Source organism: Psychromonas sp. MME2 (assembly GCF_040566515.1).
GTDB lineage: Bacteria > Pseudomonadota > Gammaproteobacteria > Enterobacterales > Psychromonadaceae > Psychromonas.
Map to the genome: position 1 here is coordinate 91,483 of NZ_JBEWXI010000010.1, position 23,534 is coordinate 115,016.

At 38.7% G+C, this 23,534-nt stretch carries 18 protein-coding genes and 2 pseudogenes; 12 read left to right on the top strand and 8 right to left on the bottom strand.

Features of this window, described 5'->3' with window-relative positions:
• Positions 1 to 3: 3 nt before the first annotated feature.
• Together AB1A03_RS08915 and AB1A03_RS08920 are read left to right on the top strand one after the other, a co-directional pair.
• Positions 4 to 171 (top strand): hypothetical protein, encoded by a 168-nt coding sequence (locus tag AB1A03_RS08915; protein WP_354624319.1) that lies wholly within the window; start codon positions 4 to 6, stop codon positions 169 to 171.
• 19 nt (positions 172 to 190) lie between these two features.
• Complete coding sequence (locus AB1A03_RS08920) at positions 191 to 1,822, top strand: DUF3466 family protein (protein WP_354624320.1); 1,632 nt, start codon at positions 191 to 193, stop codon at positions 1,820 to 1,822.
• 94 nt (positions 1,823 to 1,916) lie between these two features.
• Here AB1A03_RS08920 and AB1A03_RS08925 read toward each other — a convergent pair whose 3' ends face one another.
• From AB1A03_RS08925 to AB1A03_RS08935, 3 genes are all read right to left on the bottom strand, one after another.
• Positions 1,917 to 2,870, bottom strand: a complete 954-nt coding sequence (locus tag AB1A03_RS08925; protein WP_354624321.1) for a sensor domain-containing diguanylate cyclase — start codon at positions 2,868 to 2,870, stop codon at positions 1,917 to 1,919.
• Positions 2,867 to 3,901, bottom strand: a complete 1,035-nt coding sequence (locus AB1A03_RS08930; protein WP_354624322.1) for a response regulator — start codon at positions 3,899 to 3,901, stop codon at positions 2,867 to 2,869. The genes AB1A03_RS08925 and AB1A03_RS08930 overlap by 4 nt, the downstream gene beginning before the upstream one ends.
• Before the next feature lie 232 nt (positions 3,902 to 4,133).
• A complete protein-coding gene (locus AB1A03_RS08935) occupies positions 4,134 to 5,057 on the bottom strand; it encodes a tRNA-dihydrouridine synthase (RefSeq protein ID WP_354624323.1) in 924 nt (307 codons plus the stop codon).
• A gap of 375 nt (positions 5,058 to 5,432) precedes the next feature.
• Between AB1A03_RS08935 and apt the strand changes: the two genes are divergently transcribed.
• The 7 genes from apt (at position 5,433) to AB1A03_RS08970 (ending at position 12,184) form a co-directional block, all read left to right on the top strand.
• A complete protein-coding gene (apt, locus tag AB1A03_RS08940) occupies positions 5,433 to 5,978 on the top strand; it encodes an adenine phosphoribosyltransferase (protein ID WP_354624324.1) in 546 nt (181 codons plus the stop codon).
• 4 nt (positions 5,979 to 5,982) lie between these two features.
• Positions 5,983 to 8,214 carry a DNA polymerase III subunit gamma/tau gene (dnaX, locus tag AB1A03_RS08945; protein ID WP_354624326.1) on the top strand — a complete coding sequence of 744 codons (2,232 nt, stop codon included), beginning with the start codon at positions 5,983 to 5,985 and terminating at the stop codon, positions 8,212 to 8,214.
• A 37-nt stretch (positions 8,215 to 8,251) separates the two neighbouring features.
• Positions 8,252 to 8,581 carry a YbaB/EbfC family nucleoid-associated protein gene (locus AB1A03_RS08950; protein WP_354624327.1) on the top strand — a complete coding sequence of 110 codons (330 nt, stop codon included), beginning with the start codon at positions 8,252 to 8,254 and terminating at the stop codon, positions 8,579 to 8,581.
• A gap of 1,135 nt (positions 8,582 to 9,716) precedes the next feature.
• Positions 9,717 to 10,004: a hypothetical protein gene (locus tag AB1A03_RS08955; RefSeq protein ID WP_354624328.1), complete on the top strand. Its 288-nt coding sequence runs from the start codon at positions 9,717 to 9,719 to the stop codon at positions 10,002 to 10,004.
• A gap of 96 nt (positions 10,005 to 10,100) precedes the next feature.
• A complete protein-coding gene (locus AB1A03_RS08960) occupies positions 10,101 to 10,544 on the top strand; it encodes a hypothetical protein (RefSeq protein WP_354624329.1) in 444 nt (147 codons plus the stop codon).
• A gap of 963 nt (positions 10,545 to 11,507) precedes the next feature.
• Complete coding sequence (locus AB1A03_RS08965) at positions 11,508 to 11,924, top strand: hypothetical protein (protein WP_354624331.1); 417 nt, start codon at positions 11,508 to 11,510, stop codon at positions 11,922 to 11,924.
• A 56-nt stretch (positions 11,925 to 11,980) separates the two neighbouring features.
• Positions 11,981 to 12,184: a hypothetical protein gene (locus tag AB1A03_RS08970; protein WP_354624333.1), complete on the top strand. Its 204-nt coding sequence runs from the start codon at positions 11,981 to 11,983 to the stop codon at positions 12,182 to 12,184.
• A 350-nt stretch (positions 12,185 to 12,534) separates the two neighbouring features.
• Here AB1A03_RS08970 and AB1A03_RS17350 read toward each other — a convergent pair.
• Positions 12,535 to 13,585: pseudogene (locus tag AB1A03_RS17350) on the bottom strand (IS91 family transposase).
• Positions 13,582 to 14,469, bottom strand: coding sequence for a tyrosine-type recombinase/integrase (locus tag AB1A03_RS08985; RefSeq protein ID WP_354624336.1), 888 nt, complete (start codon positions 14,467 to 14,469; stop codon positions 13,582 to 13,584). The pseudogene AB1A03_RS17350 and the gene AB1A03_RS08985 overlap by 4 nt, the downstream one beginning before the upstream one ends.
• A 246-nt stretch (positions 14,470 to 14,715) precedes the next feature.
• On the opposite strand from AB1A03_RS08985, the pseudogene AB1A03_RS08990 reads away from it, so the two are divergent.
• Together AB1A03_RS08990 and AB1A03_RS08995 are read left to right on the top strand one after the other, a co-directional pair.
• Positions 14,716 to 15,627, top strand: a pseudogene (locus tag AB1A03_RS08990) (PHP domain-containing protein); the annotation flags it as partial.
• Positions 15,628 to 15,723: 96 nt separating this feature from the next.
• On the top strand, positions 15,724 to 16,719 hold the full coding sequence (locus tag AB1A03_RS08995) for a hypothetical protein (protein ID WP_354624337.1): 996 nt from the start codon (positions 15,724 to 15,726) through the stop codon (positions 16,717 to 16,719).
• Positions 16,720 to 17,079: 360 nt separating this feature from the next.
• Here AB1A03_RS08995 and AB1A03_RS09000 read toward each other — a convergent pair whose 3' ends face one another.
• Positions 17,080 to 17,691, bottom strand: a complete 612-nt coding sequence (locus AB1A03_RS09000) for a PEP-CTERM sorting domain-containing protein (protein ID WP_354624338.1) — start codon at positions 17,689 to 17,691, stop codon at positions 17,080 to 17,082.
• 689 nt (positions 17,692 to 18,380) lie between these two features.
• Here AB1A03_RS09000 and AB1A03_RS09005 point away from each other — a divergent pair.
• A complete protein-coding gene (locus tag AB1A03_RS09005) occupies positions 18,381 to 19,238 on the top strand; it encodes a transporter substrate-binding domain-containing protein (RefSeq protein WP_354624339.1) in 858 nt (285 codons plus the stop codon).
• Positions 19,239 to 19,349: 111 nt separating this feature from the next.
• Here AB1A03_RS09005 and AB1A03_RS09010 read toward each other — a convergent pair whose 3' ends face one another.
• Complete coding sequence (locus AB1A03_RS09010; protein WP_354624340.1) at positions 19,350 to 22,457, bottom strand: efflux RND transporter permease subunit; 3,108 nt, start codon at positions 22,455 to 22,457, stop codon at positions 19,350 to 19,352.
• The gene (locus AB1A03_RS09015) at positions 22,454 to 23,500 is read right to left on the bottom strand and encodes an efflux RND transporter periplasmic adaptor subunit (protein ID WP_354624341.1); all 1,047 of its coding nucleotides are present in this window, start codon (positions 23,498 to 23,500) and stop codon (positions 22,454 to 22,456) included. Before AB1A03_RS09015 ends, AB1A03_RS09010 begins: the two co-directional genes overlap by 4 nt.
• Positions 23,501 to 23,534: the final 34 nt, after the last annotated feature.

Consider the following 23,534-nt stretch of genomic DNA (forward strand, 5'->3'; position numbering starts at 1 on the left):
TAGATGAAATATAAAGTTACCTTGGCGACTGCTGTTTTCTTATTAGCAGGTAATAGTTGGGCGAATCAACAGCCTTATTATACATTTGAAGAACTTAATGTTAGTGCGGATGGGGCTAAATATGGGCCATTCCCGTCGGCAATGACCGAGGATGGAGCTTATCGCCTTTAACTCATTGAAAGCGAATTTAGTGAGTAATATCGATATCGGTTTACCTTTCACCTTTAATCGTGAGTGTCAATGGGACACGATCGTTTGTAAGTTACAGTTCTATGGCTCAGAAACTGCAGGGCAGGCAAGTTATCAAAATGCTTATCAAGCATGGCGAAATGCGATGGCGAATGCTGCTTTAGATGGCTATAGTAGTTATTTTATGGCTAACACTCTATTAAATGGTAGCGATCAAATACAAATACCCTACGCGCTTAGCGATAGTAGTAGTGATGTTAGTGTGACGGATGTCAGTAATTCATTAACGGTGCAAGATGGTATTGATTATGTGGTTGGCTATGCTTCTGCACCCTATATTGACAATGAACGTGAATTTGTTCGCCGTGCTTTTATCAAAGAAAATTTTTCACAGGCTATTCAATTACTGCCAAATTTTATGACCAATGGCGGTTTTAGTAGTGCCTATAAAGTGCAGGATGTAACCTACGCAAACGGAGAGAGTAAAACACTTGTTGTTGGTGCCGCTAGTGTCTCTTACCCCCGTAATAATGACGATTATTTTAACGATTGTTATTTCAGTGATCAAAATGATAATAGATACTCTTTAAATGATTTAGTTTATTGCCCTGGTTTCGATACTCAGGCATGGGCATGGGATGTAACTAACGCGCTTGATAGTGAGACTGAACTGTCCGGTTATGCACTAGCGACTCACTGGTTAGATGACAATAACAGCAATGAAAATAAACGTAACACATACAGTGCCAGCGCATTAGATATCAATAGTTCAGGTATTGCTGTTGGTATGTCTACTTTTAGAAGAAACAATAATAGTGAAGGTGGACGCGGCCGGGCGATTATAATGACACCTGATGGTGAGGGCATTTATGGCAAACCGGTTGAGATGAAACGAGTTTATGATGACCTCGATGATGGTAATGAACATGCTCAAAATATGTTGTATAACAGCTGGGCGCAAGCTATTACTGATAATAATATCGTGATTGGTAATCGTGAATACGACTCTTCGAAATCGGTAAATTTACCAACGGAATTTTTTGTTTATGACATCAATAGCGCTTCCATTAAAGTGCCGCTTTTAGATAAAAAAGTATTAAGTACGAAGCAGCGCTTAGCTGGCAACAGCGGTGAAAAACGTGGTGCAAATAGCTTGGCTTATGATATTAATGAGCATGGACTTATTGTTGGCGAAGCCGATGATTATGATCAAGTGGCGCCTGTTAGAAATGGCATTCCTCGTACTCAAAGTGCATTTTTATATGATAACAATAGCGGCGAAAGCTGGTTTATTAATGATTTGCTCTGTACTGAAAGCGATGGGGTGGTAACTTCTCCATTTGTACGAATTCGTAGTGCTCGCGTTATTAATAATGATGGCATCATTTTAGCGGAAGGTTATAAATATCAGAGTGCAGATGATTATCGAAATAAAGTCAATGCTACCCAAGTTGCCTTTAAATTAATCGCTACTGCAGAGATGACGCCTAATGATAGCCCGAATTGTTGGGATTCTGAATTGTTACAGGATCTTGAAACACCGAATAAACGTTCTGGCGCGGCAAGTTTTTGGATGTGGATTTTCGCATTACCCTTATTGTTGATTCGTCGTTATTCTAAAACCATATTATAATGTGGTAGCCATTTTCTGATATTTCAGATGGCTTAAAAAGATAAAAAAGGCTTGTAATAAACAAGCCTTTTTTATTGTTGATAAGAGTTTATTGTTAATGGTCTGTGATGCCGATTTGATTACGGCCAGAATTTTTAGCAATGTATAGACCTAAATCGGCCGTTTTTATCCAGCTATGATAATTAGGGGTGTTACCTGTGATGTGGGCAACGCCAAAACTCGCAGTAACTTTTACTGGTGTGCCTTCATAAACGAACTCAATGGCCTCGATAGATTGCCTGATACGTTCTGCAACCAACGTCGCACCATTTAGATCGGTATCAACAAGAATTAGGGTAAATTCCTCACCACCATAACGGCCTGCGATGTCAGTATCCCGCATATTTTTTCGTAAACTATTCGCCACCTCTCTAATCACTTCGTCACCAAAGGGGTGTCCATAGGTATCATTTACTTTCTTGAAATGGTCAATGTCAAACATGATCAGACTAGAAGGTTGCTGAGTACGTGTATGGCGTTTAAATTCTTGGTGGCACCGTTCGCGCCAAAAACCTTGATTATGTAACTGTGTTAATGAATCGGTATGACTTAAATGCTCTAACTTTTGATTGGCATCTTGAAATGCCATTTTATTAAGTGCGATATCCGTTACATCATAAATAATCATACATATTTGCGTCACATTTTGGCTAATGTCAGTTAAAGGCAAAAATGTAATGTTTTGATACATAAATTCGGCACTGCTGGTAATTGGCCGATAACTTTTAAATTTAAAAAGAAAAGGTCGTTGTTCCCAAGTGGTGAAAGCCTTGTTTTTTAATAAGCAGACGCTATTTATTTTTTGCTGTAGCCACTCTTTGGGAATATCAGTAAATAATTCATTCAGTTTTTTGTCTACAATATGCGCGGTTAGCAAGCCAGAATGATTTTCCATAAAACCATTCCACACTTTTACTTTCATATCAAGGTCGATCACAACGAGGCCGACATCAATATTTTGAATCATATCGAACAGCCAATGGATATCCTTTAGGTTAATATTACTCATTCTTTTAACAGGTATCCTATTTTGTTAGTTAATGTTTCAATAGAGTCTTCCGTAAATAAAAGCAACAAATCGCATTTAATATTGTAGTTTTCAATGCCATAGTTAACTTCAATGGTCAGTGTTTTTTGCCAATGGTTTTTTCTATCTTTAATCAAATCATCAACGCGACAATGCTGGCCGAGAACGTTTGGTTGACCTTGGTTAAAATTAATGTCGAGCTGTTCAGCTAACCCATTTAAAAACGCACCTATCAGTATATTTGATATGTCATTCATTACCTCAATATTAATATTTTCCGCCAAAATATCTTGGTGGCGTAGTAATTTTGCCATATCAGTAAAGCTTGAATCATGAAAAATAATGATTGCTTCACCACTGATTCCTGAACTGATAAATCCTTGTGAAACGGCAGAAACATTATCGTCATGGGCAATCGAGGTGAATGCCATTTGTAATTCACTGGTTTCAATCATATTGACATAGGGGATCGGTAATAAAACAAACACATCGAGTAGACGGGCAAGTAAATCCCCCGCACGACCCATGGCAATATTAGAGACCTCTTGCAATGCATCGCGTAATGCCAGATTGTCTTGCTTTATGTTTTGTAGGTCACCTTTTATTTCAGCCTTAACTTCATCTTTTACGGCATGACTCGCATTCGCTTTATAGATTCCGTAGGTATCCAATAAATTGATTAAAACCTTTTCTTCAATGGGTTTTTTTATAAAATCAAGGGCACCTAATTCACGGACTTTTTTATGCGCTTGCGGCTGAATATCACCAGAAATGACGATCACTAATGCAGGTAAATCTTCGCTATGGATCGTTTGTAAAACTTGGTAGCCATCCATGACAGGCATATTTAAATCAAGGAAAACAAGATCGCCTTTTCCCTGTCTAATGGCATCAAGACCTAACGCACCATTTTCAGCAAAGCTTATATCGATATCCCAATCTTTGGGTAGTGAACGTGCAATTGCTTTGCGTGCCATTGCCGAATCGTCACAAATTAAAACAGGTAGAGACATACTGCTCCTAAAAAAATACAACCATAAAAAACTAAGATAGATCATAAATGATTCAGGATATTCAATATATCAATTATTTCCTATAAAGAGAGGTTACACGGATATTTTTTGTGGGATATCGTTGCTAATCTCTTTTTACTTGCCAATTAGGTTGTTTTGCCATTTTAGCGATATCAAAGGGGCTAAAAATCAATGCGTTGCTGTGAATAGATAAATCTAACTGCACTTAACTCTATTGTGTTAGCGCTTCCATGATTAGCTCTGTATCTTTTATGCTACGAATTTGATTGAATAACGCATGAGATTCAGGATATTGTTTAGTAATATATTTAAACCATTGCTTTAAGCGCTGTGGAAAATACTTCTCTCTATCGCCGATTGTCTCGAAACCACCGTAATCAATCATCAATTGTTTAACATCAGCCCAAGGCATTATCGCCGCACCTTTAATATGCTGAGCAAGATTAGGAATGGTAACTGCACCACGACCAATCATAATATCATCACAACCACTGATTGCTTGGCAACGTAGATAATCATCCTTATTCCAGACCTCTCCATTAGCAATAATGTTTAAGTTAGTTGAGTCTTTGATTAACTTAATATATTGCCAATGAGCAGGGGGCTTATAGCCTTCCTCCTTTGTTCTGGCGTGGACAGTTAATTCATTTGCGCCAGCCGCTTCAATGGCCTGAGCTATCTCCACACATTGCGATTTACAATCCCAACCTAAGCGCATTTTTGCTGAAACAGTTTGGTAAGCAGGCACCGTTTCCCTTACTTTTTTAACTATTTGGTAAATAGTTTCAGGTTCACGTAGTAAAGATGCGCCACCTTTGTTTTTGTTGACGGTGCGAGATGGGCAACCAAAATTGATGTCTATGCCGTGAGAGCCTAAACGAATGGCTCTATCAGCGTTTTCCGCCATCCAGTTAGGCTCTTGACCAAGTAACTGAATTCGTACTGGTGTACCTGATTCTGTCTGGCAATCATTATCGAGCTCTGGGCAGATGCGATAAAAAACGCGTTTTGGTAGTTTCATATCGACAATACGTATAAATTCACTAATACATAAATCAAAACCGCCTTGATTTGTTAATAGTCTGCGCATTGATGCATCTGCGACACCTTCCATCGGTGCTAATATAATTCTCATAATCACCCCACCATTTTTTGCACATAATATAGAAATTAGAGAAAGTTGGTATCGGAATAATGGCCATTTTTTTATTAATTGTTCTATACACACCTAAACTTAGCGGTTTAGTCAGGAATCTAGCCCCAACAGAGGAGGCCAAATAGCCCCCAGCTGTTTTGTTATAAAATAGTTAGACTCCTATTTTATGCCTCGCAACTCGGCACGCTTCTTGTTGCTGACTTTGGATCTTGAAGTATCATGAGTATAACGGGAGAATTTGGTGTAGTATTAGCGTTAATTATAATGTTATTTTCAATAGTTGAGCCAAGCGCTTGCACAACGGCTGACAACTAATTAATCTTAGCCATAATATTTATTAAAGAGTAATTATCAATGACTTCCAGTACCCAACAGCTTATAAAAAAGAGTATTAAAACCATTCCTGATTACCCCATTCCTGGTGTTATGTTTCGTGATGTGACCAGTTTAATCGAAAATGGAGAGGCATTTTCAGCAACCATTAAACTATTCGTAGAGCGCTATAAAAATATGCATATAGATAAAATAGTAGGTACTGAGGCGCGTGGTTTTATCTTTGGTGCACCATTGGCTGCTGCGATAGGTGTTGGTTTTGTGCCTGTGCGTAAACCGGGTAAATTACCCCGTGAAACAATTGAAGAAAGTTACCAACTTGAGTATGGAACAGATACCTTGCATGTTCATCACGATGCCATAAAACCCGGTGAAAAAGTTTTATTAGTGGATGATTTATTAGCGACGGGTGGGACAGCCGCAGCGTCTGTTAAATTAATTCAACGCTCAGGTGGAGAGGTGGTGGAATCCGCTTTTGTTATTGAATTACCAGCTCTACAGGGCGGGAAAAAACTCGCTGAATTAGGTGTTGCACATTTTTCTTTAATTGAATTTGAAGGCGAGTAATTTAGTGAGTTATCAAGTATTAGCACGAAAATGGCGGCCACGAAATTTCCAAGAGGTGATTGGGCAATCTCATGTGTTAACCGCGCTGTCGAATGGCTTAGCAAGAAATAGGGTGCATCATGCATACCTGTTTAGCGGCACGCGAGGCGTCGGTAAAACAACCATTGCCCGCATATTGTCGAAAAGTTTGAACTGTGAGCAGGGCGTGACAGCGACGCCCTGTGGACAGTGCGTCAATTGCCAAGCGATTGATCAGGGGCGTTTTGTTGATCTGCTTGAGATTGATGCGGCCTCGCGTACTAAAGTTGATGATACACGCGAATTACTCGATAACGTTCAATATAAACCAGCTCAAGGGCGCTATAAAGTCTATTTAATTGATGAAGTACATATGTTGTCTAAACATAGTTTCAATGCGTTATTGAAGACATTAGAAGAGCCCCCTGAGTACGTTAAGTTTTTGTTAGCGACGACCGACCCACAAAAATTACCCATAACGGTGTTGTCTCGCTGTTTACAATTTCATTTAAAAGCGCTCCTGCCCGATGAGATTGAAAAACAGCTCAATTTTATTTTGCAACAGGAGCAAGCTGTCTATGAGCATGCTGCTATTACCGTTATTGCTAAAGCTGCCGATGGCAGTATGCGTGATGCCTTAAGTTTAACGGATCAAGCACTGGCTTTTGGTGCAGGTAATATAGAGTATCAATCGGTGTTAAAGATGCTCGGTACCATTGATAATGCCCACTTAGTTTATTTATTGCATTTCATTGTTTCAGGCAATACGCAAAAAGTGTTTCAGAAAATTGAAGAGTTTGTCCATTTAGGGGCAGATTTTGCGAAATTGCATCAGGAACTCGCTGGATTATGCCATCAGCTTGCACTATTACAGATGCAAGGGAAAAAACATGATAGTAACAAAACGGCGATGCAATTATTAGCGGAGCGTTTAAGTCCAGAGGAGGTGCAACTTTATTATCAAATTGCACTGCAGGGTTATAAAGATTATCCCTATGCCCCTAATGGTAAAATTGCATTAGAAATGACAGTGATGCGTTTATTAGCTTTTAAACCTGCAAATTATATTGCCGTCGATGAAACTCAATTAGACAGCGCAGTATTAGCGAAGACCCCTGAACCCAAAACAACCACGTTCGCCCCGGTATCCGATGAAATAGCTATTCATCAATCTGAACAGAGCGAAGCTTCATTGCCAGCGGACACGGCATTAGCCGAATCACCATCCAATGAAACAGCACGCGCTGCCGATGCGTCGCTTGCTGAGGATGCTTTGCCAGATGCAACGCATCACAATCTGCCTGAAAATAATGTAGTAGAAGAGCCGTATGAGCAACAATCTGTTCAGCAAGTAACGCATTCGCGTAATATGTTACGTAGTCATCGACAAAAGCGAGAAGAAGCAAAAAAGTCACAGGCGGCAACGAATAGTCCGATTATCGCAGACGTTGTCGCTCAACCGCAGGATAGTTTCCCTCAGGTTAACCTGCCGGAAACAGAAAAAAATCAGGAAAAAGCGCCGGCCCCAGTCGTTCAACAAACGCTTGCTGAAAATGCGCTTAGCTCATCTGAGATGCCCGAAGAGGAACTTCCACCTATTGATAGTTACTTATCCGATGAGATGCGTGTTGGGACTTCTAATGAGGCTGATTTACCATCGCCACTGGAAAATGATAACGGTTCAGATTTGAACAGTCACGACGCGTTTACAAATAACCATCATGGAGAGCAACCGCTTGCGGCAATCCAGAGCAATACAGAGCATGAAGAAGTGCTCCTCTGTGAACAGTTAATCGAAACGCCTACGATTGATATTGCAAAATATGTTGAGGATAAGATAAGTGATTCATGGTCTCTTGCCATTCAGCAAATGCAATTACTGGGGTTAGTTAAACTCTTAGCTAAAAATAGTGTCATGCAGCAAGTGGATAAAAAAATGATACTCACCTTGAAAGCAGAACAGCAACATTTACTGAATGACCATACATTATGTGAGCAACTACAAGAGAGTTTAAAAGCCCACTATGGGAATGATCGGACCATGTATATCGAAGTGGGGGATGTTGCTGGGGCGATGACACCCATTGAGTATGAATTTGCATTGTTTCAACAGTATCTTGATGCAGCCAAACAGGCGATTAAGGAAGATAAATTAGTTAAAATATTGCAAAAAGAGTATGCGGCAAAAATCTATGAAAATAGTATTATACCGTTATAATTAAATTTTTTTACAGCAAGACTAAAAGAGAGATAATATGTTTAATAAAGCAGGCATGGGCGATTTAATGAAAAAAGCGCAAGAGATGCAAGCAAATATGCAAAAAGCACAGGCAGATATAGCGAATACCGAAGTAACGGGTGAGTCGGGAGCCGGGCTTGTAAAAATCACATTACTTGGTAATCACAATGTGCGTAAAGTCGATATCGATGCAAGTTTAATGGAAGACGATAAAGAGATGTTAGAAGATCTTATCGCAGCAGCAATGAATGATGCAGTGCGTCGTGTTGAGGAAATGAGTAAAAGTAAAATGAGTGGCTTAACGGGGGGGATGGAATTACCACCTGGCTTTAAAATGCCGTTCTAGGTTTTATTTAAAATAAACTCAATAGCTTGTTGTTTGTTTAACCTTCGGGGTAGGCAGAGGCAAGCTTTTTTTGTATCTGCAATTTGTAAAAAAAACAGCCAATGAATACGGATTTTTTGAGTAAAAGGGTGGGATTAATTTTACTTGTACGACAATTATTTCAAGGGCAACGGTTAGAGCTCCTCAGGATCCATACAAATTAACGGGATGGATGTCCGCGTTTGTTGCACAAAAATGAGATAGGTGGCGCAGAGTTTTGCGTCACCGTGCAGGTTATATTTGTTAACATTCTAATTTGCTTTATAAATTAGTTGGTTAGGACATGATTTCAAAAAGGTGATAGGTGGCAGTGTCATACCTATCTCAGAAGGTGTTATGTTACAAATCAGGCTTAACCAATTGAATTTAATGGTCATTTTGCTATTTTTTAGCGTTTTCAAAAATGAGATAGGTGGCGCAGAGTTTTACCTCACCGTGCAGGTTATATTTGTTAACATTCTAATTTGCTATATAAATTAGTGGGTTAGGGCATGATTTCAAAAAGGTGATAGGTGCCAGTGTCATACCTATCTCAGAAGGTGTTATGATTATAAATCAGGCTTAACCAATTGAATTTAATGGTTATTTTCCTGTTTTTTATGGTTTTCAAAAATGAGATAGGTGGCGTTGAGTTTTACGTCACCGTGCAGGTTATATTTGTTAACATTCTAATTTGCATTATAAATTAGTGGTTTAGGGCATGATTTCAAAAAGGTGATAGGTGGCAGTGTCATACCTATCTCAGAAGGTGTTATGTTATAAATCAGGCTTAACCAATTGAATTTAATGGTGATTTTCCTGTTTTTTATGGTTTTCAAAAATGAGATAGGTGGCGTTGAGTTTTACGTCACCGTGCAGGTTATATTTGTTAACATTCTAATTTGCTTTATAAATTAGTTGGTTAGGGCATGATTTCAAAAAGGTGATAGGTGGCAGTGTCATACCTATCTCAAATCAAAGTTTTTACAAATAGTTAGCGAACTGATTGATTACATGATGATTAATAGATAATGTGATGATTATTTTAAATAAGATAAGTGGCGCGGTGCATTACATCATGCCATTTATAAAGCTGTTATGTTTTTAAGGAGTATTTGTGAGATTAATTATACTGATACCTTTTGTTCTTTTTTTGAGTGCTTGTAGCAATACTGGCGTTATCAAAATGGAAAAGAATAAATATATGGTATCTGTTAAAAGTGCAAAGGTAGGTTTTGTGAATGCCGCAGAAGAAAAAGTTGAGGCTTACAAAGAGGCTAATATTTTCTGTCAAAAACAAGACAAAGAAGTTGAAACTATTAACCTTGAATTACGCGATTCAGGCTTTGCAAAATCAGCTAGTGCTACGCTTGAGTTCAAGTGTGTAGAGCCAACCAAAACATAACAAGTCGTTTAAACGGAATAAAAACAGTTGGTTATCGCTACGCGATTTTAACCAACCATTTTTATCCGCTTAACGAGGCGTTAGAGGCAATCAAACTTGAAATATCTGTCTATCCTATTTTTATTACTTGTTTCTTCTAAAGTATTTTCAGGTTCGTGTTTAGGGATCTCAAATTTTGAAGAAGTTATTTCTTCAAATAACACTTTGATACATGTAAAAGTAATTAGAACGGGTAGTCCATTTGAAGTGGACTTTGAAGTTTTGACTGTTTATAAAGGTAGCGATTTACCTAAGGTTATCACTGCCAAGTCAGTCCCAATGCAATTAACAGTTATATCGCCTTCAAACATGAAAATGAGCAGTGAATATATAGTGGCGCTAACGGCTTGGGAGTCCGGTTTTCAATTACCTATTTGTGGTAATAACGCTGCCTTAGTAAAAAATAATAATCTCTATCTTCGCGATATGAGTGTTCGGGATAAGTTGAAGTTTGACTTCTATATGCCCCTTATAGAATTTTCGGCTATGTTTAGCCTCTAACAAACCAAAGCAGTTCATGCCCGCTAAAAACAGTGTTCCGCTGCGGGCATTGGACTGTAAACTCGCCACTGTTTAGGGGCGTTAAATTTCGCTCCGCATTATGAAATGTAGAAATTGTAAATGGGTTGGTTTGGTGTTTTACACGATCCAATCCTGAGCGAGTTTGCTAATTGGGTTTCTGAATCGTAGTTGGAAAAGGGGCAATATTGAAGTTGAGTTTGTGCTAAACGGGCTTGCTTAATTCACCTTGTTTTCCAATTTTATGATTTACGTTTTGTTGTTGGCAGTTGGGCTACTTCGTTGATTTAAATCTTTTTTAAATCAACGTTTTTTGTTTCAAGTTACAACAAAATCAAGCATTAATTGTCTTGTAGGCTAAGAGCAAACAAGTCGCTAAAAATTAACAAGGCAATTAAATCGGACGCATAACGGCTGTCGCGATTTTTGCTAAAAACAAAAGCAGCAAAAATAGCGCCAACCTACGCGCCGTTTATTGCAGCGTTAAATTTCGCTCCGCATTATGAAATGTAGAAATTGTAAATGGGTTGGTTTGGTGTTTTACACGATCCAATCTGAGTGAGTTTGCTAATTGGGTTTCTGAATCGTAGTTGGAAGTGGGGCAATATTTCGGTTGAGTTTGTGCTAAACGGGTTTGCTTAATTCTCCTTATTTTCCAATTTTATGATTTAAGTTTTGTTGTTGGCAGTTGGGCTACTTCGTTGAATTAAAACTGTTTTAAATAAACGTTTTTTGTTTCAAGTTACAACAAAATCAAGCATTAAGTGTATTGTAGGCGAACAGCAAACAAGTCGCTAAAAATTAACAAGGCAATTAAATCGGACGCATAACGGCTGTCGCGATTTTTGCTAAAAACAAAAAACAGCAAAAACAGCGCCAACCTACGCGCCGTTTATTGCAGCGTTAGCATGCAATGTCCCCTCATCCATTATTTAGTTGTAATATATGATAAAAAGTCAAAACTGTGTTTATTGTGGAATCAAAATAAAAAAATCACAGAATGCCGATGATGGTCGATCTGTTGAGCATATGATTCCACAAATAGCTGTTAGTAAGACAAGAACAAATGCTCAAGGTGATTTCCATGTGTGCCGTAAATGCAATACTAAAAAAAGCAGAATAGATGAACTTTTTGGACTAATTTCAAGAATAAACTCTCCAAATGAGAATGGAGACATAGCTGTTAGTAAACTGGCTAAAATGGCGGGGAAAGGAAATAATGCCGTTTTAAAAATGATAAAAAGTGTTAAAAAAACAACCGAAGGCATCCAATTAAAACTCCCATTTAACGGTGAAGATATATATGAATATGGTGTATTCCTTACAAAGGGGAATATTTTAAAAAACATGGAAGTTTATTAAATATCACACATAAAATTGTATTTGTTAAGTGGGGAAGTCCGCATTTAATTAAAGTTATGTTGACGAAATATAGAGAAATTCATGGTGCCAATGTCTTTGGCGATTTAGCCTGCAATCGTAATGTTGAAAATATCTTTAACGAATGCTTTATTATTGCTGGTGAAAATAATGATGAATTTGTATTTATTTTCAATCAGGCATATCTATTAATTACAGAGGTAGTTGATTGCACCAAAGATAATGAATTAGAAGAAGCATGAGAAACAAGCTTGCTTTAATAGCTGGTTTTTCTAAAAACGAGAGAAGTAAATATTGTGTATAAGCAGCAATATTTAAAGCATGCTAACAAACAAGAATAGGTGTTGCGCAGCCGACACCTTATTCGGGTGTTGAACAAGCCCGATCGGGAATTGCTTCTCTTTATAGTAAATAGTGGATTTTGCTGAAGGCTAAATTTAATTTGTCACTTTTCTTTAGGCGAGTTTCGCTAATATACAATTGATAGTTCAATTATATCAATCTGTTATCTTTTTTGGTTGAATGCCAATACACCTCTTTTTATTCGCTTTCTGTTATGAATTCTTCGTAGAAGATCACGCGTGATAACACGCTAATTTCTCAGTCGCTTTATACCTACAAAACTCATTTCATGCTGACAACATGGGCAGATGTAGACGGTTTTTTTTCGTTTTGGTGTTATTGCCACCGTGCTTAAATGACTCCCTAGTATCAGCATGATTTGCAAGCGAAGTTGTTTAGCATTACCTCTCAAGAAACCGTAATCACGAACGCGCTGCAGGCCTTTTGGTAATACATGTTGTAAGATTAACCATAAGAATTTAAGTACGGGTAATGTTCGCTTTTTGATAATATCTGTTCCTCCTTCTTTATATCTAAAGGTCACTGTTTTTTCGCTGACATTAATAATGTCTTTATCGGGTAACACGCCACGGTACAGGTAACGAGATAAATACTGGAATGATGACAAACCAAATCCGACCTTGCGACAATCAACGACCCATTTTTTAGCAATATCATTGGGCATAGCTAACTCGGGGGTGGTGATTGATTGCATCAATCACTCTTGCTCGCCATACCTTGGCGAGTGCCAATTCATTAAAGAGATATTTCTTATCATTTTTATGCCACTGCTTGTTCGTTGCATCATAGCTTCCACTGGGCACGATGATATGTAGATGAGGATGACATTCTCTTTTACGATTATGTGTGTGTAATACGCTGGTAAAACCTAAGTCACCTTTATTCTGTCGTGAGGCAAAGTCTTTTAATATGTTTGATGTTACTTGAAACATCAATTTATATAGCGCCTTCGGTTTTTTATGAGCAAGGGCTCTAAATTGATAGGGTAAGGTAAACGTGACCATAAAATAGTGCACAGGTAGTAATTTATTAGTTTGTTTGGCTAGCCAATTCGATGTGGTTTGATGCAAACATTGTGGGCAACTTCGGTTTCCACAGGATGCGGGATGTTGTTGGTCATGCTGACAGTGTCCGCAGTGCCATTGTGTGGTGCGGGTTGTATCATTTTTACAGTGCAACATATCGGTAATGGCGCGGCGAATATCTTGATTTAATAATCCACCATATTGTTGCTCTAGTTGCTCATGGTAGCGTTCAAGTAATGCAATAAATTGGCTCATAAAGCCTCCCATTGAATCGGTAATTTATCGGTTAGTTGGTTAAGGGCTGCCACATTGTCTTTTTGTTTAAGCGTGGTGAGTTGTGTGTATTTTGCTGTGGTATTGAGGCTATGATGGCCTAATAATATTTGCAGAGAGCGTAGGTCAATACCTTGCTCTAACAAGTGTGTTGCAAAGCAATGTCGCAGTGAATGTGGACTTATATTTTTCTTAATCCCTAACTCAGCCATTACTTTCTTCAAGGCTTTTTGGACGCTTCCTTTATCCATGGGTACATGTTTGTTTTGACCAAAACGAGGAAATAATAAGACCGGGTGACGGTGTGTATTCCAGTAACAGCGCAAAGCCTGTAAGGTTCGTTTGGGAAGGGGGATTAAGCGATCTTTCCCGCCTTTTCCCTCACGGATATGAACTTGCATAGTTTGGCTATCAATGTCGTTGACGGTTAAATGAAGGGCTTCACCTAACCGTAATCCCATGCTGTACAGGACAAGAAAAAACACCTGATAGCGTAAAGCACGCGTCGCGCTAATTAACATGCCAACCTGCTTGTTGGTGATGACATCAGGAATGCGTTTTACTTGTGGTGGTTTGACAATATTTAACCATTCCCACTGGCGTTCAAGGGTATGCTTGTAGAAAAACTGCAACCCATTACGGTCTAATTTGATGGTACTCCAAGAGTGAGTTTGAATGAGTTGCGCAAAGTAGCATTTCAAATCAGCTTTAGTGAGGGTGTCAGGTGTGCGGTCAAAAAAAGTAGTTATCCTACGCACAGCACGAGAATAAGCATCAATAGTGGCAGGTCTCATGCCCTGTAATGCTAAGTTGGTCAAGTGTTGTTGATATAAAAGGTTAAAGTGTTTTTGTTCTGAGGTGTTCATCGCTTATACTCCTATTAGACATCACCGAAAAGTGATGCAAATATAAGTATGCGTGTTGGTTCATATTTTGTTTTTCTGCCGCACAGCGGCTTCGTTCAACAAGCACTTTAAACGGAACAAAAACAGTTGGCTACGTTTCGCTCCGCTACACATTATAGCCAACAATTTTTGTCCGCTTAAGTGGGCGTTATATGATAAGTCACTACGGTAGTAGTTTGAATATCTATATTATTTGAAGGAAGCAAGATGGAAAGCAAAGGTTCAGAATGGAATAGATGGGATTTACATTTTCATACTCCTTCATCATATGACTATAAAGACAAGGCAATTTCCAACGCTGAAATAATTCAGGAAATGAAGCGAAATTCAATTTCAGTATTTGCGATTACAGACCACCATGTTATTGATATTGATAGATATCGTGAATTGAAAGAACTTGGTGAAAAAGAGAGTATTACAGTTTTGCCTGGCATTGAATTTCTCTCTGATGCTAGAGGAAAAGATCCTGTTCATTTTATTGGTATATTTTCTGAGAACACTAATTTAGAGCATGTATGGGGTCAGATTAAACACAAGACAGATATTAACAAAGTTGATTCGGAAGGACTCAGGGAGAATCAGGTTTATTGTGATTTAATTGATACTATAAAATTAGTAAAGAGTTTGGGTGGGATAGTAACAATTCACGCTGGTGAAAAGAGCGGTTCTGTTGAAAATATTACACATTCACTTCCTCACGGAACTGCCCAGAAGACAGAGATAGCTAAAGCAGTTGATATTTATGAGCTTGGAAAGGAAGCGGATCAGGAAGGGTATAGGAAATTTGTTTTTCCAAATATTGGGAAAACTATCCCTATGATTATCTGCTCTGATAATCACAACATAAAGAAATACACGATTAAACAAAAATTATGGATTAAGGGTGAACCTTCATTCGCAGGTCTAAAATACGCCCTAAACGAGCCAGAAAGCAGGTTTTACATCGGTGAAGAGCCAAGTGTTCTTAAGAGAGTAAGAGAAAATAAAACTAAATATATTAAAACGCTTAATATAAAGAGAACAGGTAAAAATGATAATGATTCAATTTGGTTTGAGGATTTAGCAATACCGCTAAACAGTGAGCTTGTCACTATCATAGGCCATAAAGGAAGTGGAAAGAGAAAAATAATGCAGGACAGCCACATCTTTTTGACTAAATTGAATATTGTACCTACTATATAAACAGTGTTTTTGTTTACAGTTGTGGAGTTTGGTATGACACAATCACGTGCTTCGTTAATTTCTCTTGTGGACACGCCTTATTATCATTGCATTTCTCGATGTGTTCGCCGTGCATTTTTGTGTGGCGAAGATAATTACAGCGGTAAAAACTATTCACATCGCCGGCAATGGATGGTCGATCGTATTCGGCAATTAAGTGATATCTTTGCCATTGATGTTTGCGCTTATTCGATTATGTCTAATCACTATCACCTTGTTTTACATGCTAATGAAGCCGAGATTAGCGCCTGTAGCGATGAAGAAGTTTGCCGACGTTGGTATCAACTTTATTCCGGCTCAGAAATAGTTTCGCGATGGCGCAAAGGGGAGCTGACTTGCGCAGGTCAAATAGAGGTGGCGCTTGAGATAATCAGCAAATGGCGTCATCGCCTGCTTGATATCTCTTGGTTCATGCGTGCGTTAAATGAATTTATTGCCCGCAAAGCGAACGCCGAAGATAACTGTAAAGGACGCTTTTGGGAAGGGCGCTTTAAGTCGCAAGCATTGCTTGATGAAAAAGCACTATTAACTTGTATGGCTTATGTTGATTTAAACCCCGTGCGGGCAAAAATGTCAGAGAGTGTGGAAACATCGGAATTTACGTCCATATTTGAGCGTATCCACAGTAAATGTAGTCACGATGAAGCGTTGCATTGCCATGATAACAGTAAACCCTTATTTGGTTTTGTAGCGGCAGAATGTGATGCGCCCCACGAAGGTATTCCCTATGCCTTGCTCGATTATTTAGAGCTTGTTGATTGGACTGGGCGAGCGATTCGAGAGGATAAGCGCGGCGTGATTTCGAGCCAACTGCCAAGCTTATTAAGTACCCTTGGTTTAGAGAGTGACACGTGGTTAGCCTTAGCCGTGAGTTTTGGTAAAGATTACCATGGTGCAGTGGGCTCACTTGAAGAGCTGACATTATTTGCCGAGCATACAGGCCGATGTTGGGTATCTGGGCAAAACAAACTAAGTTGTATGCTGCATTAACTCCCCATCATTTATTTTTTATTAACTATTAACACTGCGTTAAGGGGGGGGTGTGCGTTGATTTTAATAAAATTTGATTAAACAGATTGAATTGAGTATCAAGTGTGGGAATTTAAGTATTTAAATACAGCAAAGCGCTGATTAAGATTATTTTTAAAAAGAATGGCTATTATATTTTTATAAATGAAAAGATATGGATGTCCTCGTTCGTTACTCAAAGATATGGATGTCCTCGTTCGTTAGTTTAGACAATGTTACATTTTCAAAAAGTATTAGCTCAATTAATGGCTTATTTTTATTAGTGAAGTTAAATAAAAAATCCCGACTATATCGGGATTTTTATCTGCCATTACTGCGATTTTATGCGCTACGTTTACGTAACAAACCTAAACCGAACAGACCTAGACCAAGAATACCTAACGTAGCTGGCGCAGGAACGGTAATTGATGTTCTAAATGCTGCAATGTTCTCTGTTTTATCACTGAAGTTATTTTCAGTCCATAACCATTTTGCATCGGAGCTTATTTCACCTAAAAGTTTATTACCCCAAATACCGGTTCCATTGCGTGCCCACTCAGTAGCAGAAACGAAATCAACACCATTCGTTGTAACATCCCAAGCACTTGAAGAGACGTTGATATTGCCATCCCATAAAATTTCCGCGAGTAAACCTGCTGGATTACCTGTACTACCGATACCAAAATTATTAACAACAAAACCAAACTCATAGGTTCCTGGTGCTAAATCAAGCGTAAATGAATCTGCATTTTGCCAGTTACTTACGTTTGCTCCTGTGGAAAATAAGGTAGAAAAATTAGTAGGGTTTGTTAGGTCAGTACATCCCGTATTGGCACAAAGACCTAAATGTAGCATGGTATTGTCTACGGTATAGTTGATGGTAACTGGTTTTGCTTGTACGGTATTGATTGCAAATGCTGATGCGAGCATAACTATTTTAGTGATACCTTTCACGTTTACTTCCTTAAAATAAAAATTTTGATATAAAATCATTTAAAAGCAAAAAGTACGCCAAAATAATAAAGCCGTTGTTTATCAATGATTTACTTTATTTTTGTTGTTGTGGGTAATCGTCTGTGTAAAAAAAACTGACACTTGCAATTAGAGGCTGGAATATTAATGTATAGATAATTATAGGATTTGTTATTACGGTGCAGAGAGTAATGCGATTATTGCTGTGCCAGTTACCACGCTAATTTACTCCATAACTGTTGCTGTTCTCGATCCATAAATAGTGAATATAGGCGTGAGCGAATCATTGCCTATGTTGTCAAATCAGAAACGAATCGCTTTAACATTTTTATTTTGTCTATATGAATCTGGTATAAGAGGATAGTGATGGTATAGATAGCGTATTTATATCTGCGACAAATCAAAGTTTTTCAAAAATACTATAGAATCATTTGATTAGCAGATGATTAATAGATAGTGTGATTATTAATAAAAATGAAAGGAGTGGTTCTGCGTGTTATCTGTACGAGTATTTTTATACTAGAGTTTATGCATTTTTTAATCGAGAGTCTTAGGTAATCAAGATATCTAATAGTGAAGTGAAAGGTTTGTTGATAAGGTCGTCAAATAAGATTGGTGCACATGTTTTTTACTGTTATCGCGGGTAAAAAATTAACTCTGGAAGCGTAAATGTGAAAAAAACATTTCTGTTGTTAATAACAATCTCATTATTCAGCGCCATAGTATTTTCTGAACCGCTATCTTTAAAATATTTTCAAACCGATGAGCGTTACGACTACCGTATTAATCTGCTTAAACTTGCCATGGATAAAACAATAGAAAGTGACGGACCTTATTCGCTTGCGCCTCTCGACATAAAAATGCCACAGAGCAGAGGCCTTCGTTTTCTGGCTAAAGGGGAAAAAGTAAATGTAGTTTTTTTGCCGACAAACCGAGAAAGAGAATCAACATTTTTAGCTGTTAAAATTCCGATTCTCAGGGGGTTGCTCGGTTATCGAATATCTATAATTAGAAAACAGAGTTTACCTGATTTTGCTAAAATTGAATCAATTGATCAGTTAATAGCAGAATATAAAGCGGGCTTTGGTAATCAATGGGCTGATATGGATATTCTCAGAATTAACAACATACCTACAGTCGGAACCACTGAATATGAAAATTTATTTAGCATGTTGGATGCTAAAAGGTTTGATTATTTCCCAAGAGGAGTCAATGAAGCGTGGCATGAAATATCTCAGAGAGAGAAGAGATTCCCAGCACTTACCGTTGATCCCTACATTGCTCTTTACTATCCTTATCCCGTCTATTTTTTTGTTAATAAATCTAATCTGAAGCTTGCCGACAGAATTGAGCGAGGCTTGAATCTTGCGCTTCAAGATGGAACTTTTAAAGCGCTTTTTTTAAAGCATCATGCGGCTATTATTGAGCAGGCTGCATTGCATAACAGAAAAATATTTATATTAAAAAATCCTACCCTTTCTGAGGGAACAGAAGATCCTGATTCAAGTTGGTGGTTAAAAGACAAATAGGATTTTCAACCACGTTAGCGTCGTGTAGTACAGGCCGTAACCTTTCTGTTATCTTTTTGGTCCTTGCTTATTTGTCTCGCGATGATCTTAGAAAGCTATTTTTTGGCACTACTAATCCTTCGATTGTCCCTCCGTTAAGGCTTTATCTAAGGCATCAACGCGTACCTGTGGTGAGTGGCTGAGATGGCCAACTAATGAATATAAACTCGGTACAATAAATAATGTCACTAGCGTCGCTAATAACATGCCTCCGAAGAGTACAACACCAACAGCAAATCGAGTTTCAGCACCGGATCCCGATGCAATAAGCATGGGAACAGCCCCTAAAAGTGTGGTGATTGTCGTCATTAATATTGGTCTCAGGCGTTGTTCTGCTGCATTAATAACCGCTTCTTTTACTCGCTGTCCTTGCCCTCGTAATTGATTGGCAAACTCAACAATTAAGATCCCGTTTTTAGTTGCCATACCAATTAACATTAACATGGCTAATTGGCTGTATAAGTTAAAGGTTTCACCTGCGAGTAAAACGGCTAATAGTCCCCCTAATAGTCCGATTGGTACGGTTAACATCACCACAGCAGGGCTCACAAAGCTTTCAAACTGAGCAGCTAAAACGAGGTAACAAACGAATAAAGCCATTACAAACAAAAGCCAAACTTCCCTTTGATTGTCATAATAAGATTTTGATTCACCAGAGTAATCATAGGTATAGCCAGTCGGTAACAATTTATTTGCCTGCCCATTTAAATATTCTAATGCTTCTCCCAAACTCGCATCATTAATTAAACTGGCTTTGAGTGTTATCGCTTTTTTCTTCTGAAAGTGAAATAAGCCACGAGCAGAAGCTCTTTCTTCCGTCGTTATCAAGGTATCAAGTGAAACTAATGTCCCTTCTTTTGACCGTAAATATATTTTGCTTAAATCATTTGCTGCATTGAAATATCTTTCATTGGCTTTAAGGTATACGTCATACTCTTCACCACGCTCTTCAAAGCGAGTTTGGCTTTGCCCTCCTAAAAACACCTCTAACGCGGTTGCAATTTCGCTCACACTGATACCTAACTCTCTTGCAACTAAGCGATTAACATGTACGATTATTTCGGGGGTTGTGGGGTTGTAATCCAACTTAACGCCATCCATCAGTCCACTTTGTTCAGCATCACGTTGTAACGCGAGCGCATAAGTATAGAGTGCATCATAATCCTCGCCCTGCACCACGAAGGCAACAGGCTCACTAGAGTTACCGCCCATACCAGGTACGTAAGGGTGAACTTGTACATCCGTTATATCATGGGTTAATGATCTAATTTTATCAACGACAGAAGCGGCGCTCATGGTGCGATCTGCCCAATCTTTCAAACGGATAATAAAGTAGCCTTGGTGGTCTGCCCATGAACCAAATGCAGGTGCAGAATAATTAAGAGAATCAATAGGGCCATCATCAGTGGCAAGTGGCAATAATTTTGAATTGATTTGTTCCATACTTTTTATCATTCTATCGTAGCTAGTCGCTTCTGTGCCGCCGACATAAATATTAATCACACCTCTGTCTTCGGTGGGGGCTAATGCTAATTGCTGTGCTTGATAACTGTAAAAAAGTGCGACAAAACAGAGTAGCATTACCATGAACGAGAGGTAATGTCGTTTAAGTAAAAAATGTAATGTCAGACGATATAAACGGCCTAACACTAACATCGCCTTATCGATAATGGCGCATAATTTACTTGGCTGGGCGGAATAGAGGGGGCTTGCTAATATTTTTTCAGCGAGTACAGGCACAATTGTTAATGCCAATATAGATGAAATAATAATTGCTGCAGAAAGTAGTACCGCAAATTCAGTGAAGAGTTCTCCAATTTTTCCATCCATGAAAATGAGTGGCAAAAATACCATTACTAATACCACCGTGGTTGCAATCACAGCGAAGTTTAGTTCTTTGGCACCTTTAAAGGCTGCTATCATTGGTGATTCACCGAGCTGCCGATGACGGATAATGTTTTCAACAACGACAATCGCATCATCGACTACCAGCCCAATCGCTAAAATTAACGCCATTAAGGTTACTAGGTTAATGCTGTATCCAAATAGGTAAGCAACAGAAAAGGCCGCAACTAAGGAAATGGGAACCGTTAGCGCCGGAATAATGGTGGTGGCAAGTCGGCCTAAAAATAGGTATAGCACTGCAATCACTAACAACGCGGTGATCAGTAATGTTTGATAAACTTCTTTTATTGCGGCGTCAATGAATACGGTACTATCATAATCAACCTGTAACGTTGTTCCTTCTGGTAAGAAGTTTTGCAAATGGGTTAACTCTTGCTTCACTGCTTTAGAGACATCCAGCGGGTTGGCTTGTGACATCGCGATTATGCCCAAACCGAGACTGTCGATATTATTCGCTTTAAATGTAGTGGTTTCCTGCTTTGCACCGACATAAATATTGGCCACGTCGGATAAGAAAACAGCGCTACCGCCAATCTCAGTCACTTTAAGGTTATAAAAATCCTCAGCGTGTTGATATAAACGTTCCATACGTACAACAAGGTTAAGGCTATCATTACGCACATAGCCCGCAGGTAGTTGTATGTTTTCTTCCTGTAATGCATGGGTAATATCATTCGTTGTTAACCCCCGTGCAGCTAATTCAATGGGGTTAAGCTCGATATATAAAACGCGTTCTACACCACCGGACATATTTATCGTACTCACACCCGGTAATAAACTTAATCGTTCGACTAAAACGCGCTCGGCATAATCACTTAATGCAACACGATCTATTTTGCTGCTGGTTAGATTCAGCCACATCATCGGCGCACCATCACTGTCGTTTTTACGTACTACGGGTTCATCTACATCATCTGGTAAACGATTTCGTGCTCGATTGACTGCATCACGAACATCACTGACGGCTTCAATCATGTCATGACCTTGCTTAAATGCGATGTTAATACCAGACCAGCCATCCCACGACGATGACCAGATATAGTCAATCCCGTCTATTCCACTGAGCTCATTTTCAATCGGTTTTGTTATTTGTGTTTCAACGATAGACGAAGCACTTCCTCTATAGGGGGTGCCAATTGAAACGATTGGACTTTCGATATCTGGCATTTCACGAACTGGTAATAAGTCAAAACCTACCATTCCAAATAGCACTAATAAAATGCTTAATACAATTGCCGAAATAGGCCTATACATTGCAAAATCAGAGATTCTCATGATTTTATAACAACTTTTGCGCCATCCTGCAGTTTGACTGTGCCTTTATAAACAATGCTATCGTTAGGTGATAAACCCGTTAATGCTTGTACTTTTTTGCCATTTCGCTCACCCAGTGTCACTTCTACTTTTTCTGCGATATTGTTGGCGATACGGTAGACAAAGCGTTGGTGTCCTTGATAAACGATTGATTGCAGTGGTATCAATAACTCTGCAGGTTTATTGAGCAGGATGTCAGCCGTCACCAAACTACCCGGTGTCAGTGCCATGTCACTATTATCAATGTTAAATTGAAGGTAAACATTGAGGTTATGATTTTTTACGCGACTATCGATACTGCTTAGTATGGCTATTTTATCTTCAGCAGTTAGTTCTGTGCTGCTGATTTTAACTTGTTGTTTTTCTTTTAGTAAATTAATGTGGCGAGCTGCGATAGGTACGTTAAGACGTAATTGTGACGCATCATCAAGGGTGGTTAATACCGTATTCGGTGTAACCAATTGACCGCGACTTAAATCAACTAAGCCTAGTTTCCCAGAAAAGGGTGCTACGATGGTTTTATCTTGTAAAGCTGCTTTTGCTAATGACAATTCGGCTTGTTGAATAAGCCATTGTGTTTCAGCACTTTCTAGTGTTGCTTGTGTTACCGCCCCGGTTTTAAAAAGGGCCCGATAGTTGTTATATTGGCGTTGGTAGTCAACTAAGCGCGCCTGCTCACGATTGACAACAGCAAGTTGGTGGCGATCATCGAGTTCCACCATCACACTGCCTTTTTCTATCATTTGACCAGATTTAACATGAATCGATTTTATTTTCCCTTCGGATTCAGGTTTAACCTCGATGGAATTAATCGCAAATACCGTCCCTAATAGGGGGACTTTTTCATGTAATACCTGTTTATCAACGCGTACGACTTCCACGGAATGTGTTGGCGAAGCGGTGTTGGTTTGCTTGTTTTTATTTTCACCATCTTGGTTATTGATAAGGGTCCATCCTATTAAAAACAATGCGATTATCACTGTTAATAAAAGGTATTTTTTCATGCTTTGCTCTTGCTGTTTATAAATGATGCTTAGC

Bases quoted from the DNA above. Each gene is read 5' to 3' on its own strand.
- AB1A03_RS08915 (WP_354624319.1), top strand. From the start codon at position 4: ATGAAATATAAAGTTACCTTGGCGACTGCTGTTTTCTTATTAGCAGGT.
- AB1A03_RS08925 (WP_354624321.1), bottom strand. From the start codon at position 2,870: ATGAGTAATATTAACCTAAAGGATATCCATTGGCTGTTCGATATGATT.
- AB1A03_RS08930 (WP_354624322.1), bottom strand. From the start codon at position 3,901: ATGTCTCTACCTGTTTTAATTTGTGACGATTCGGCAATGGCACGCAAA.
- AB1A03_RS08935 (WP_354624323.1), bottom strand. From the start codon at position 5,057: ATGAGAATTATATTAGCACCGATGGAAGGTGTCGCAGATGCATCAATG.
- apt (WP_354624324.1), top strand. From the start codon at position 5,433: ATGACTTCCAGTACCCAACAGCTTATAAAAAAGAGTATTAAAACCATT.
- AB1A03_RS08950 (WP_354624327.1), top strand. From the start codon at position 8,252: ATGTTTAATAAAGCAGGCATGGGCGATTTAATGAAAAAAGCGCAAGAG.
- AB1A03_RS08965 (WP_354624331.1), top strand. From the start codon at position 11,508: ATGATAAAAAGTCAAAACTGTGTTTATTGTGGAATCAAAATAAAAAAA.
- AB1A03_RS08970 (WP_354624333.1), top strand. From the start codon at position 11,981: ATGTTGACGAAATATAGAGAAATTCATGGTGCCAATGTCTTTGGCGAT.
- AB1A03_RS08985 (WP_354624336.1), bottom strand. From the start codon at position 14,469: ATGAACACCTCAGAACAAAAACACTTTAACCTTTTATATCAACAACAC.
- AB1A03_RS08995 (WP_354624337.1), top strand. From the start codon at position 15,724: ATGACACAATCACGTGCTTCGTTAATTTCTCTTGTGGACACGCCTTAT.
- AB1A03_RS09010 (WP_354624340.1), bottom strand. From the start codon at position 22,457: ATGAGAATCTCTGATTTTGCAATGTATAGGCCTATTTCGGCAATTGTA.
- AB1A03_RS09015 (WP_354624341.1), bottom strand. From the start codon at position 23,500: ATGAAAAAATACCTTTTATTAACAGTGATAATCGCATTGTTTTTAATA.